The following is a 12,641-nucleotide window of genomic DNA, read 5'->3' as shown; positions in this document are numbered from 1 at the left end:
CTGATCTAACAAAACTATCCCTAGTGCAGTTGTCTATAGCCACGTAACTATTGTGGCTATAGACACGCACTCCCAACCGCCCATATAACCCCTTCCTTCTTCCGCTTACTTTTGACGAAAAGCCTCGGCCCACTATCGTGGGAACAATTGGATAGGTCCCACGAACACCATCGATTGAATAATCAAAAGTATGAAAAGCCAGAAAAAATAAGGGCATTTATTCCTTCGAGAAATTCGAAATCAGATATGCCAAGCGCGCGTCTCACAGCTATAAAGAAAGGGGTGTTGTTAATAAGTCCCCCACAGCTGGAATCGACGAGTTATGCGAGTATTACTTGTTTTTGGAACACGACCAGAAGCGATAAAAATGGCCCCGCTGGTAAACCTCTTGCGGGGAGACTCGCGATTCGATACAAAGGTGTGTGTCACCGGCCAGCATCGAGAAATGCTGGATCAGGTATTGTCTCTATTCGAGATTGAGCCTGATTATGATCTGGACATTATGGAGCCAGACCAAGACCTCTTTCAGGTAACCTCCCGAATTATACTCGGCATGCGGGATGTACTGAACGACTGCAAGCCTGACCGTGTATTCGTACACGGCGACACCACCACCACACTTGCCGCATCTCTGTCAGCCTACTATTGCAAAATACCCGTAGCGCATGTCGAAGCTGGTCTGCGCACGGACGATATCTACAGCCCCTGGCCAGAGGAAATGAACCGCAAGCTGACTGGAGCCATTGCACAATACCATTTCGCGCCCACCACGTTGTCCCGTCAGAATCTACTCAACGAATCTGTTGCGGAAGAAAAAATCACGGTGACCGGAAACACTATCATTGACGCACTGATTGACGTCGTACGTCGCATCGAAACCGATGACAAGCTTAGTGCAGAACTCGAATCACAATTCCCTTTCCTGCATCCGGACAAAAGGATCGTATTGATTACCGGTCATAGAAGGGAAAACTTTGGTACCGGACTGGAGAATATTTGTCACGCTATTCGTGAACTCGCCGCTCGCGATGACGTACAGTTTGTCTACCCAGTACATCTCAATCCCCGAGTACAGGGCCCCGTCAATCAAATGCTGTCAGAACTCGATAATGTCCATTTGATAAGTCCGCTTACCTATCTTCCGTTTGTCTACCTGATGCACCGCGCGCACCTGATCTTGACGGACTCCGGCGGCATTCAGGAAGAGGCTCCATCTCTCGGGAAACCCGTACTGGTAATGCGGGACATCACCGAACGACCTGAGGGTGTAAGGGCAGGCACGGTCAAGCTAGTGGGGACAGATAGCGCAAAAATTGTTTCTGGAGTTAATACGCTGCTGAACGATGAGTTTGCCTATGAGGCAATGAGCGCGGCGGTAAATCCCTACGGCGACGGATTCGCCTGTGAGAAAATATTGAAAGGAATTTTACATGCAGCACAGGAAGTCGCCGTTTAATCGGGTTTCCGTTATTGGCCTCGGATATATCGGTCTTCCTACCGCGACCGTTATAGCATCCAGAGGTATTGAGGTAGTTGGGGTCGACGTAGCCGCTCCCGCTGTTAAAGCTGTGAATGCTGGTAAAGTGCATATTACTGAACCAGGTTTGGAACGGCTGGTAAGCCAAGTCGTAAGTGCTGGTAGACTGCGGGCGGTAACGAGTCCCGAGCCTGCAGACGCCTTTATTATCGCGGTTCCCACACCATTCGTCGAAGACACATCATCCGGGTCGCCCGCCCCAGATCTGAGCTATATCCAGGCCGCAGCGGAAGCAATTGCGCCGGTTTTGAAGCCCGGAGACTTGGTTATTCTGGAGTCCACATCTCCTGTTGGGACAACGGAAAAGCTGTCGTGCTGGTTACGTGACGCGCGCGCCGATTTGTCCTTTCCTATCCAGGGTCAACACGGTACGGCGGATGTCCATATTGCTTACTGTCCTGAACGTATTCTTCCGGGCAAAGCGCTTGAAGAACTGATCTCTAACGATCGAATCATCGGCGGGGTAAGTGACGCCTGTAGCCAAGCTGCACTCAGTCTTTATCACCTTTTTGTAGAAGGTGACTGTATTGTGACTGATGCACGCACGGCGGAGCTATCCAAACTAACGGAGAATGCCTACCGTGACGTAAACATCGCATTCGCCAATGAGATGGCATTTATCTGCGATGAGCTTGGCGTCAACGTCTGGGAGCTGATTCGTCTTGCCAACCGTCACCCGCGAGTCAGTATTCTCAACCCGGGCCCGGGGGTTGGCGGCCACTGCATAGCCGTGGATCCTTGGTTTATTGTCAGCGGGGCTCCGCAACAGGCAAAGCTCATTACTCAGGCCAGGAAGGTCAACGACGCACGCCCGGCCTATGTAGCGGAACAGGTTTTACTCGCCACACAGAATCACTCAGATCCCGTCATCGCCTGTCTCGGGCTTGCATTCAAACCTGACATCGATGATTTGCGGGAAAGCCCGGCCATGGAAGTGGTGAAAGAACTGTCACAGCACGGTGGCAATCAGCTGCTTACCGTAGAACCAAACATAGGCAAGTTACCAGCGGAACTTGAATCGAAGGGAATCAGGCTTTCGTCCCTTGACGAGGCGCTAGCCTGCGCGGATATCGTTGTAGTGCTTGTCGATCACTCGTCATTTCTCGCCATAGACAGTAATCAGCTCGCGGGGAAAACGGTGGTAGATACACGCGGGCTGCTTCCTCGGTTAAATAAACAGGCAGAGCATGTGGATAACTACACAATGACAGCCGAGTAGCTAAACCGGATTGCCACACATGCATATCGCATTAACGTTGGATTATGAGCTGTTCTTTGGCAGACAGACCGGGAGCCCCGACGCCTGCTTGTTTAAGCCCTGCGACGCACTAATACGAACTCTCGATGTATTTTCAGCACCTGCTGTGTTCTTCGTCGACGCCAGCTATCTTGTCCGATTGCGCGAGTTCGTAGAGAAATTCCCACACCTCGAGCAAGAATACCTTTCGGTGGTGTCGCATATCCGCGGGCTTGAAGCGCGCGGCCATCAAATCCAGCTGCATATACATCCGCACTGGTTTGACTCATGGCATGACGGCCGCCAGTGGCAAACGGTGATCGACCGCTACAGACTCTCTCAGTGGCCAGATCAGGATATCGTCTCAATTGTTACTCGATGCACGCGGGAGCTGAATCAGCATCTCAAACAAAAGGTATTTGCATTTCGCGCCGGTGGCTGGTGCATACAGCCGTTTGCTCCCCTCGCGCAACCGCTGATCGACAACGGGCTCAGCATAGACAGCTCGGTCTATTACGGCGGCGGAGCCAGCTCAAAAGCACACGATTTTGATTTCCGCTCTGCTCCCTCCGCTGCGTGCTGGAACTTTGATCGCGATCCATGCCAAGCCGTGGACAGTGGCCCGTTTACTGAAGTGGCGATCTCTTCTCTTCGAGTATCACCACTCTTCTACTGGCGCTTTGCACTGAACCGATTGCTCGCTCGCGGTGGGCACCACCGGCCTTTCGGAGATGGCTCGGCTGTGGCGAATAGCCGCGCCGACTTACTGCACCTGCTCACACATTACTCGCACATGGCTGTCTCTGTGGATGGGTTTAAGGCAAGCCTGTTACGGCATGCGTTCAATAATGCCAGACGCAAGCATCTCGAATGCTTCATCGCGATGGGGCATCCAAAATCACTCACCCCCTACAGCCTCGAACAGCTGCATAAATGGGTGCATGGGCTCTACGACAAAGGTCTCCAGCTGTCGGGCTATCGCCGTCCAGCCCCCTTACCAGCTAAAACGGCTCAGGCGCCACCCAAGGTCGTCCACGAATAGTTGGATTCCAGCCAAAACGCCTTCACAAGCACATGGAAGTGTCTTGTGAGAGTTGACGTTACACGCCCAGGAAAAGGATTTCATTCCATGCATAGAATTGAATTACTTGGCGCTCCCATGGACGTCGCATCCCAGAAAGATACCGTGGCGCTGATTGGCGATCGGATCCAATCGCACACATTTACGCAGCATGTCGTCGTCAATGTGGCAAAACTGATTCATATGCAGAGTGACTCCACGCTTGCTCAATCGGTCGGATCGTGTGACATCATAAATATTGATGGCGCCGGCGTGGTATGGGGCGCGCGCTTTCTCGGTCACGATATACCCGAACGGGTTGCTGGCATCGACCTGTTTTACAGCCTGTTGGAAATGAGTAGTGAAAAGGGCTTCCCAGTATATTTTCTTGGTGCCCGCGCACCAGTAGTATCAAAAGCGGTTTTGAGGATAAAATCGCGTTTTCCCACGCTCAATGTAGCCGGGTGGCACCATGGTTACTTCTGGGAAGACGAGCAATCGGTGGTGGACGACATCCGCCGTTCCGGGGCAAGATTATTGTTCGTTGCCATCACATCCCCGCACAAGGAAAATTTTATCCACCGCTGGCGTGACCAGCTTAACGTCGACTTCGTTATGGGCGTTGGTGGCACCTTTGATGTGGTTGCGGGCAAGGTGCAGCGTGCCCCCATGTGGATGCAGCGGGCCGGCCTAGAGTGGTTATTCCGGCTACTACAAGAACCGCGCCGCATGTGGCGCCGCTACTTGGTAACCAATAGCGTATTTGCGTGGCAGCTTCTAATAGAGAAATTCCGTTTGGGATTCAAGCCCCGACCCGCCCACCATGTAAATGCACGAGAATCAAATCAAACAAGGGAGTAACTTGCCTATTGCGCACGGAAGCTCCCATCTTCAGGCTTACGTACTCGAGTAAGTTGGATGCACAATCCAGAACTTTAGGAATGCCATTTGGGGAGCTATCCGCGCGTGAATATCGATATCAATTGCGACCTCGGCGAGGGTAGCACGGCTGAGGACTGTGCGCGTGACGCACTGCTAATGCCCTATATTTCCCGCTGCAATATTGCCTGTGGTGGCCACGCAGGCAATCAGGAAACCATGGCTATTTCACTTATAAACGCGGCAAAGCACCAACTTACCATTGGTGCCCACCCAGGGTATCCGGACCCTGAAAATTTTGGCCGCAAGAGCCTGCAGATTTCGGAGCGAGAACTCGTTGAATCGGTAACCGCACAGATCCAGGCTCTGACTGATCTTGCCAACCAACAGAGAGTCGTTCTCGGCCACGTAAAACTGCATGGGGCTCTATACAACGACGCGGAGGCCAATCCCGAGCTGGCAAGGCTTATGACCGAACTGATCCATCGTGATTTTCCCGACCTGTACATCCTTGGACTCGCTAACGGCGCGTTGGAAACCGCCGCCAAGGTGCTCGCTCATCCATTTATTCGCGAGGGCTTTATGGATCGCCGCTACCTCAACAAGCAGCGGCTCTCTCCCAGGTCAATGCCCGGCGCTGTCATCGAGGACTTCGACCACTGTATCCAACAAACCCTCGGGCTCATCCGCGGCGACGGTTTCCCTTCCATCGACGATAACGAGCTTATCTTTACCGCAGACAGCATTTGCTTGCATGGTGACAACCCCAATGCAGTGCAAATCGCGGAAAAACTCGTGGAAGCCCTGCAGCGCGAACACATCCGCGTTGGCGTATGAGCGATACAATGCACGCCCCCGGCTTCGTTATTCAGAGTAATGGCGATACAGCCTGGGATATCTGTTTTGACGATGAAGTCTCGAAGGCATTGAGCACGCTGATTATTGGTATCGAGACCCATCTTGAGCATGAGATGGGAGGCGCTGAGTGGCCCGAAGTTATCGAGCTAATTCCAGCGTACTGCTGTCTGACAGTGCGCTACAACCCGTTGCAATCCCCACCTGAAGATCAGCAGCCACTGAAGGAGCGACTGGAAAGGCTGGTAGGTGAATTCGTTCACGCAAACGATAAAGTCCGTGCTCCGACCCCTCCGTCAAGTGCCACGACAGTTGAAATCCCGGTGTGCTACGAAGGCGATTATGCGCCGGACATGAACGAGCTGTGCGAAACTGTCGGCCTGACGCGCGATGAGGTCATTCGCCGGCACAGCGCCCCTTGCTATCTGGTGCATATGCTCGGTTTCACACCCGGCTTTCTCTATCTTGGCGGCCTTGACCCTCGGCTTACCTGCCCCCGCAAACCCAAACCTACACTGAAGCTCGCGGCAGGCTCGGTCGGTATTGGCGGTAATCAGACCGGCGTTTATCCCCAGGAGACGCCCGGCGGCTGGCAAATAATCGGCCGCACACCGATCCAGTTGTTCGACCCGGCGCGCGACGCCCCGTTTATAGCGCGCCCGCTCGACCGTATTCAGTTTGTCCCTATTTCGCCGGCGGAATTTGAGGCTCTCGCGATGGCGCAAGAGAAGGGGCTGATAGGGAAAACACCGCCATGCTGAATATCCTCTCGGGCGGACTACAAACGAGTATTCAGGACGGGGGCCGTAGTGGCTGGATGCGATATGGCGTTGCGCCAGGTGGCGCTGCCGATCCAGTCGCCATGGCAATGGCCAATCAACTTTTGGGGAACCCGTCAGCCGCAGCCTGCCTCGAAGTCACCATGGTCGGCCCGAAAATTCAGTTCGAGGTAGAATTGTGCCTGGCCGTATGTGGCGCACGATTTGATCTGTCGCAGAACGATATACCCGTGGAAAACGACACTGTCATCCATGTTCGTCCGGGAGATATTCTCAATTTTGGCGCTCTACGCAGTGGTGCCCGAGCCTACCTTGCAATATCGGCCGACATACAGGTTCCCGCCGTATTCGGTAGCCTTGCCACCCTGTTACAGGTTGGGCTCGGCGGCTTCCGCAACCGCGCTTTAAAAACCGGAGACAACATCCCACTGTGCAACTTGCGCATGGCCATCACACGTCAATTGCCGGTCGAATTCCGCTTGAACTACAGTGGGCGCCCCCAGCTGAGGGTAATCGATGGTGCCGAGGCGCAGTATTTCTCCGCCCAAGACCGGGAGCGCTTTGCCTCGACCACTTATGCGGTATCGCCCCAGAGTAACCGCATGGGGATCCGTTTACAGGGCACCCCCTTAGACACCTCGGGACTGCCGCAAATGACGTCCTCTGGCCTGTGCCCAGGTACCATTCAGGTACCCCCGAGTGGCCAACCCATTGTGTCGTTCGTAGAGGCACAAACCATCGGGGGCTATCCGCGCATTGGCCACATTATCGAAGCCGACCAGCACCTGCTTGGCCAACTTAAGCCGCGTGACCGCATTAACTTCACCCCTGTAACACTCGACATTGCGCACCAACTCCTCAAGGAAAAACACGCACTATTGGCGCAACTTCCAGCCCGCCTCGCGTAAGCGATTGCTCCCACCGCGATGTAAGCCGCCCTAACGCCTTATCTCCTTCAGCTTCGTGCGCGCCGGAATATCACTTCAATCCCTGCAGACTGAAATCTTCCGGTAAGAAAACGTGCGGTCCCTCTCAATGCGGTCGTGTGGCGCCTGCTCCCCTTCCCTAGTCTCGAGACAGACTCTAAGGTGCATGCGCTTTTCACAAGAAATGACAACGCTGTCAATTGGTTGTCTCTTGCGCGATTTAAAGCCTGGCCAAGCAGTGACCGGTCCGAAATAACAATAACTGGAGACAATATGACTACTTTCGACGCTTTTCGATGGATACCCTGTCGCATACTTTTCCTTACCTGCGCGCTTTCCTGTGTGGGACAGGTAACCGCAGCATCCGCTCCCACATACGATCCAACACAAAGTTACGCCGGTGGCAGCGAGGTCTGCTATCAGTCTGACCTGTTTCGTGCCCAATGGTGGGCCGGGGCCGGGCAATCGCCCGAGGCGGTATACACGGCGACAAACAGCTGGGACAGTCCCTGGCTGCTAGCGACCGAGGGAGGCTGCACAGACAGCAACCCGAACGCCACTCCGGTAGCTGTAGCTTCCGTATCACTTTCAGAGATAACCGGTGCGGGCAGCGTGGTCCTGGACGCTGCCGGCTCATACGACCCCGACAGCGACACCCTCAGCTTTGCGTGGAGCCAGGTTTCGCCCGCCACACCACTCGCGAGTATCACAAGCCCGCAGAATGCAACTACTGAAGTTCAACTTGCCGCCGTTGCCACTAACACCACCTACCGTTTCCGAGTGACCGTCAGTGATGGAAGTTTGACCGCAACAGATTCCATTAGCTTGCTCCAACGTGCTGATACAACGCAGGGCAACACCGCCCCGGTAGCGCGAGCCGAAGCGGATCAGTCTCAGGTAAGCTGCCCCGCAATGGTATTACTCGACGGAAGTAACTCTTCCGATAGCGATCTTGATACCCTTTCCTTCCAGTGGCGTCAGACCGCAGGAGCCACAGCCCAAATTAGCTCGCCCAACGATCCAACCACTCAGGTAACTCTACCAAGTACGGCCGGGAATTTTTCGTTTGAGCTAACGGTGAGTGATGGTGCACTACAACACAGTGATGCGACCACTATCTCCCAACAATGCGGGGGGAGTGGTTATCCAATTTCCCTGAGTACTCTGCAACAGAAAGAAGCTGAACTGACATCTAGCGACCTGTTCCAAGCGGTAAAGGAAACGATCGCAACACGTACTAACACAGCAGTTGAACAGGTGGCACCGGGGCTCAGTTCAAACCCAGCTAACGTGCGCCGTGCGGAAGCGATCGTCAGCAACGACAACTGGAATTTCCTGTTCCCCGTCCGCTCTCCGGAATATTCATACACCAATTTTCTCCGCGCGATCGCTAAGTTCCCGGCATTTTGTGGTGATTACTCGGACGGGCGTGATGCGGACGCCATCTGCCAAAAATCACTCGCGACCATGTTCGCGCACTTCACCCAAGAGACCGGTGGACATACGAGTCACTGGATCGAACCCGAGTGGCGTCAGGGATTGTACTTTTTGCGCGAGCAGGGCTGGACCGAGAGTGCCGCGAACGGCTACGGAATTTGCGATCTATCAACCTGGCAGGCACAACAGTGGCCGTGCGCAACCTTTGCTGACGGTAGCTACAAAAGCTACTTCGGTCGCGGCGCCAAGCAACTAAGTTATAACTACAACTACGGGCCATTTTCTGCAGCAATGTTTGGCGATGTAAACGTCCTGCTTGAGTCACCAGAATTAGTGGCCGACACCTGGCTTAACCTCGCCAGCGCCGTGTTCTTTTTCGTCTATCCGCAACCCCCCAAGCCCAGCATGCTGCACGTCATCGACGGAACCTGGCAGCCAAACGGTCAAGATCTTAACAGTGGTCTGGTACCCGGCTTTGGTGTCACGACGATGATCATAAATGGCGGGATCGAATGTGGCGGCACTACGGAACATGCGCAATCGCAAAATCGTATCGATTACTACCGAAACTTCGCGGAGTATCTGTCTGTACCGATTCATGCAGATGAAGTATTAGGCTGCGCCTCAATGGACAGGTTCGCAGTAGGCGGTGCGGGCGCAATGGAAATCTACTGGGAGCAGGATTGGAGCTGGGACCCCAGCTATCCGAATGGTGAGAGTTACGCGTGTAAACTCGTCGGTTACCAGACGCGTTTCTCTGCCTTTATCGAGGGCGACTATGTACGTTGCGTCGACCATTTCTTTGAGGTGAATATCGACTACAGCCACTAGCGCGATCCTGTAACTGCCATGAGCAAGGCCGCACTGTTTATCCATTCGATGTTCAGTGCGGTTGTACGAGGATCAATGTCACGTAAAACGTGAGCAGCAATCTGGAGGTTAAGAGTCAACCCAGGTTATCGAAGCCTCATCGTCTCCATGCTTATCGGCACACGGAGTGGACTTGGGTGGAACCACACCCATACGACTCTTCGGGTCGGTATGCTGCTGTTCCCAATGCGCCACTGCTTCCGCGCAAAGCATTTTCTGCTCCGCGGTAATCGCAACACCGTTCGGCCATTTGCCCAACTCAATTGCGCGTTTCAGGCTACCGACTATCTGAGGATTGAGTATCTTCAATAGTTCATCGAGCGATTGGAACATCTTCGAATCACCTTCGTATTCAACAAAACAGACAAACCAAAAAAAAGCCGGTCAAAGACCGGCTTTCCTTTGCTCGGATACTATCGGCCTTGCGACCGACAGTTTACCGACGACTTAAGACACGCGGTCTTAAGCTTCTGCAGCTTCTGCAGTTTCGTCCGCAACCGGGCGATCCACCAGCTCAACGTAGGCCATCGGCGCCTTGTCGCCTGCGCGGAAACCACATTTCAGGATGCGGATGTATCCACCAGGACGGGCTTCGTAACGAGGACCCAGCTCGTCGAACAGCTTGCGCACAGCATCCTTATCACGGATACGGGCGAAAGCCAGACGGCGGTTAGCAACACTGTCTTTCTTGGCCAGGGTGATCAGCGGCTCGGCAACGCGACGCAGTTCCTTGGCTTTAGGCAGTGTGGTTTTGATCAGCTCGTGCTCTACCAGAGAGGCGGTCATGTTCTTGAACATGGCCTTGCGGTGAGAGCTAGTACGACTGAATTTACGGCCACTATAACGATGACGCATAACTCAATTCCTCACGACTAGAATTGCTTTCTCAGCAAGTCGTTTGTGAGTGGTATTTGCTATGGGCACACACCACTCGGGTTTCTTACAGGGCCGGGCTCAACACCCGCACCACAAACGCTTTACAGGGGGCTCAGCTTGCTATCGCCCTTGAGGCTGGCCGGCGGCCAGTTCTCAAGACGCATGCCCAGGGAGAGACCGCGAGAGGCCAGAACGTCTTTGATCTCAGTCAGAGACTTCTTACCCAGGTTCGGAGTCTTCAGCAGCTCTACTTCGGTACGCTGAATCAGGTCGCCGATATAGTAGATGTTTTCTGCCTTCAGACAGTTAGCCGAACGAACGGTCAGCTCAAGGTCATCAACCGGGCGCAACAGCACCGGATCAACTTCCTCTTCCTTGGCTTCTGGCTGGGCATCCTTCTCGCCTTCCAGGTCCACAAATACTGCAAGCTGCTGCTGCAGAATAGTGGCGGCGCGACGAATCGCTTCTTCCGGGTCCAGAGTACCATTGGTCTCCAGATCCAGAACCAGCTTGTCCAGGTCAGTACGCTGTTCCACACGTGCGGCTTCCACACTGTAGGACACGCGACGAACCGGGCCGAAAGATGCGTCCAGTTGCAGACGGCCAATGGCGCGAGTCTCTTCTTCGTCTTCGCGACGTGCGTCGGCGGGCTGGTAGCCACGACCGCGCGCAACGGTCAGACGAATGTTGAGTTCAACATCGCCAGTGATGTTAGCGATCACATGTTCGGGGTTCACGATCTCAATGTCGTGGTCCACCTGAATGTCGCCTGCGGTAACCGCACCCGGGCCTTTCTTGCTCAGGCTCAGCACTGCCTGGTCCTTGCCGTGCATCACCACCGCAATTTCCTTCAAGTTGAGCAGGATTTCGATTACATCTTCCTGCACACCTTCAATTGCACTGTACTCGTGCTCAACACCGTCGATCTCAACTTCTGTGACGGCGCAGCCCGGCATGGAGGACAGCAGGATGCGGCGTAGCGCGTTGCCGAGAGTGTGGCCGAAACCACGCTCCAGCGGTTCCAGAACCACTTTAGCGTGGTTCTGGTTGTACTCGGTGACGTCAATACGACGAGGTGTCAAAAACTCGTTGACAGCAGTCTGCATAGCCATACCTGTATTACAGTTTTATTCCTTAAATGGAACAGAGCCTTACTTGGAGTAGAGTTCCACGATAAGGTTTTCATTGATCTCTGCCGGCAGATCTACGCGATCCGGAACACGCTTGAAGGTACCTTCGAGCTTGCTCGCGTTCACGTCTATCCACTCAACGTCACCACGCTGTGCAGCGAGGGAAACGGAGTTCTGGATACGCATCTGCTTCTTGGACTTCTCGCGAATGGAGATAACGTCGCCTTCTTTAACAGAGTAAGAAGGGATGTTTACGGTAGCGCCATTCACCAGGATCGCCTTGTGAGATACCAGCTGACGTGCTTCAGCACGAGTAGAGCCGAAGCCCATGCGGTAAACCACGTTGTCCAGGCGTTTTTCCAGAAGTTGCAGCAGGTTTTCACCGGTTGCACCTTTCAGACGCGCCGCTTCCTTATAGTAGTTGCGGAACTGCTTTTCCAGCACACCGTAGATACGGCGTACTTTTTGTTTTTCACGCAGCTGAATACCGTAGTCGGACAGACGGCCGCGACCAGCGCCGTGAACACCCGGCTTGGTCTCTGCACGACACTTGGAGTCGTGCGGGCGAACGCCACTTTTCAGCTGAAGATCGGTACCTTCCCGACGGGAAAGCTTACATTTTGGTCCAATATAACGTGCCATTTCGTCAACCCCCTCTTACACGCGACGTTTCTTGGGCGGACGACAACCATTATGCGGAATTGGCGTCACGTCGGTGATGTTGGTGATCTTGTAGCCGCAGTTGTTCAGTGCGCGAACAGCAGATTCGCGACCGGGGCCAGGGCCCTTAACTTCGACATCAAGGTTTTTCAGGCCATACTCCTGAGCAGCAGTGCCTGCGCGCTCAGCAGCAACCTGGGCTGCGAATGGGGTGCTCTTACGAGAACCGCGGAAACCGGAACCACCAGCGGTAGCCCAGCTCAGAGTATTGCCCTGACGGTCAGTGATCGTCACGATCGTGTTGTTGAACGATGCGTGGATGTGGGCAACACCGTCGACAACGGTCTTTTTGACCTTTTTGCGAGCAGTAGTTTTTGGCTTAGCCATACCTATAT

The 12,641-nt window shown here is 54.1% G+C and carries 13 protein-coding genes; 8 read left to right on the top strand and 5 right to left on the bottom strand.

Annotation, left to right across the window (positions count from 1 at the left end; genetic code table 11):
* Positions 1-322: 322 nt before the first annotated feature.
* The 8 genes from wecB to LCM31_RS15770 all read left to right on the top strand — a co-directional run bounded on the left by wecB (position 323) and on the right by LCM31_RS15770 (position 9,541).
* Positions 323-1,456 carry a non-hydrolyzing UDP-N-acetylglucosamine 2-epimerase gene (wecB, locus tag LCM31_RS15805; protein ID WP_224871647.1) on the top strand — a complete coding sequence of 378 codons (1,134 nt, stop codon included), beginning with the start codon at positions 323-325 and terminating at the stop codon, positions 1,454-1,456.
* Positions 1,431-2,756, top strand: a complete 1,326-nt coding sequence (gene wecC / locus LCM31_RS15800) for a UDP-N-acetyl-D-mannosamine dehydrogenase (RefSeq protein ID WP_224871645.1) — start codon at positions 1,431-1,433, stop codon at positions 2,754-2,756. The genes wecB and wecC overlap by 26 nt, the downstream gene beginning before the upstream one ends.
* 19 nt (positions 2,757-2,775) lie before the next feature.
* Complete coding sequence (locus LCM31_RS15795; protein ID WP_224871643.1) at positions 2,776-3,816, top strand: polysaccharide deacetylase family protein; 1,041 nt, start codon at positions 2,776-2,778, stop codon at positions 3,814-3,816.
* A gap of 87 nt (positions 3,817-3,903) precedes the next feature.
* Positions 3,904-4,695 (top strand): WecB/TagA/CpsF family glycosyltransferase, encoded by a 792-nt coding sequence (locus LCM31_RS15790; protein ID WP_224871641.1) that lies wholly within the window; start codon positions 3,904-3,906, stop codon positions 4,693-4,695.
* Positions 4,696-4,800: 105 nt separating this feature from the next.
* The gene (gene pxpA / locus LCM31_RS15785; RefSeq protein ID WP_224871639.1) at positions 4,801-5,550 is read left to right on the top strand and encodes a 5-oxoprolinase subunit PxpA; all 750 of its coding nucleotides are present in this window, start codon (positions 4,801-4,803) and stop codon (positions 5,548-5,550) included.
* Positions 5,547-6,329 carry a 5-oxoprolinase subunit PxpB gene (gene pxpB / locus LCM31_RS15780; protein WP_224871637.1) on the top strand — a complete coding sequence of 261 codons (783 nt, stop codon included), beginning with the start codon at positions 5,547-5,549 and terminating at the stop codon, positions 6,327-6,329. The genes pxpA and pxpB overlap by 4 nt, the downstream gene beginning before the upstream one ends.
* Positions 6,323-7,255, top strand: coding sequence for a 5-oxoprolinase subunit C family protein (locus tag LCM31_RS15775; protein ID WP_224871635.1), 933 nt, complete (start codon positions 6,323-6,325; stop codon positions 7,253-7,255). Before pxpB ends, LCM31_RS15775 begins: the two co-directional genes overlap by 7 nt.
* Before the next feature lie 291 nt (positions 7,256-7,546).
* A complete protein-coding gene (locus tag LCM31_RS15770; RefSeq protein ID WP_224871633.1) occupies positions 7,547-9,541 on the top strand; it encodes a glycoside hydrolase family 19 protein in 1,995 nt (664 codons plus the stop codon).
* Between the two features lie 108 nt (positions 9,542-9,649).
* On the opposite strand, the gene LCM31_RS15765 is transcribed toward LCM31_RS15770, so the two are convergent.
* From LCM31_RS15765 to rpsK, 5 genes are all read right to left on the bottom strand, one after another.
* On the bottom strand, positions 9,650-9,913 hold the full coding sequence (locus LCM31_RS15765; protein ID WP_224871631.1) for a YeaC family protein: 264 nt from the start codon (positions 9,911-9,913) through the stop codon (positions 9,650-9,652).
* A gap of 129 nt (positions 9,914-10,042) precedes the next feature.
* Positions 10,043-10,435 (bottom strand): 50S ribosomal protein L17, encoded by a 393-nt coding sequence (gene rplQ, locus LCM31_RS15760; RefSeq protein WP_010133817.1) that lies wholly within the window; start codon positions 10,433-10,435, stop codon positions 10,043-10,045.
* Between the two features lie 122 nt (positions 10,436-10,557).
* Complete coding sequence (locus LCM31_RS15755; protein ID WP_224871629.1) at positions 10,558-11,562, bottom strand: DNA-directed RNA polymerase subunit alpha; 1,005 nt, start codon at positions 11,560-11,562, stop codon at positions 10,558-10,560.
* A gap of 45 nt (positions 11,563-11,607) precedes the next feature.
* Positions 11,608-12,228, bottom strand: a complete 621-nt coding sequence (gene rpsD, locus LCM31_RS15750; protein WP_222232525.1) for a 30S ribosomal protein S4 — start codon at positions 12,226-12,228, stop codon at positions 11,608-11,610.
* A 15-nt stretch (positions 12,229-12,243) separates the two neighbouring features.
* Positions 12,244-12,633 (bottom strand): 30S ribosomal protein S11, encoded by a 390-nt coding sequence (rpsK, locus tag LCM31_RS15745; RefSeq protein WP_010133822.1) that lies wholly within the window; start codon positions 12,631-12,633, stop codon positions 12,244-12,246.
* Positions 12,634-12,641 lie beyond the last annotated feature (8 nt).

The organism is Microbulbifer agarilyticus (assembly GCF_020171345.1).
GTDB classification, from domain to species: Bacteria; Pseudomonadota; Gammaproteobacteria; order Pseudomonadales; family Cellvibrionaceae; genus Microbulbifer; species Microbulbifer agarilyticus_D.
This window is presented reverse-complemented; position numbering and strand designations above follow the sequence as displayed.

Coding starts and splice junctions, on each gene's coding strand:
- wecB (WP_224871647.1), top strand. CDS start 323: ATGCGAGTATTACTTGTTTTTGGAACACGACCAGAAGCGATAAAAATG.
- wecC (WP_224871645.1), top strand. CDS start 1,431: ATGCAGCACAGGAAGTCGCCGTTTAATCGGGTTTCCGTTATTGGCCTC.
- LCM31_RS15795 (WP_224871643.1), top strand. CDS start 2,776: ATGCATATCGCATTAACGTTGGATTATGAGCTGTTCTTTGGCAGACAG.
- LCM31_RS15790 (WP_224871641.1), top strand. CDS start 3,904: ATGCATAGAATTGAATTACTTGGCGCTCCCATGGACGTCGCATCCCAG.
- pxpB (WP_224871637.1), top strand. CDS start 5,547: ATGAGCGATACAATGCACGCCCCCGGCTTCGTTATTCAGAGTAATGGC.
- LCM31_RS15775 (WP_224871635.1), top strand. CDS start 6,323: ATGCTGAATATCCTCTCGGGCGGACTACAAACGAGTATTCAGGACGGG.
- LCM31_RS15770 (WP_224871633.1), top strand. CDS start 7,547: ATGACTACTTTCGACGCTTTTCGATGGATACCCTGTCGCATACTTTTC.
- LCM31_RS15765 (WP_224871631.1), bottom strand. CDS start 9,913: ATGTTCCAATCGCTCGATGAACTATTGAAGATACTCAATCCTCAGATA.
- rplQ (WP_010133817.1), bottom strand. CDS start 10,435: ATGCGTCATCGTTATAGTGGCCGTAAATTCAGTCGTACTAGCTCTCAC.
- LCM31_RS15755 (WP_224871629.1), bottom strand. CDS start 11,562: ATGCAGACTGCTGTCAACGAGTTTTTGACACCTCGTCGTATTGACGTC.
- rpsD (WP_222232525.1), bottom strand. CDS start 12,228: ATGGCACGTTATATTGGACCAAAATGTAAGCTTTCCCGTCGGGAAGGT.
- rpsK (WP_010133822.1), bottom strand. CDS start 12,633: ATGGCTAAGCCAAAAACTACTGCTCGCAAAAAGGTCAAAAAGACCGTT.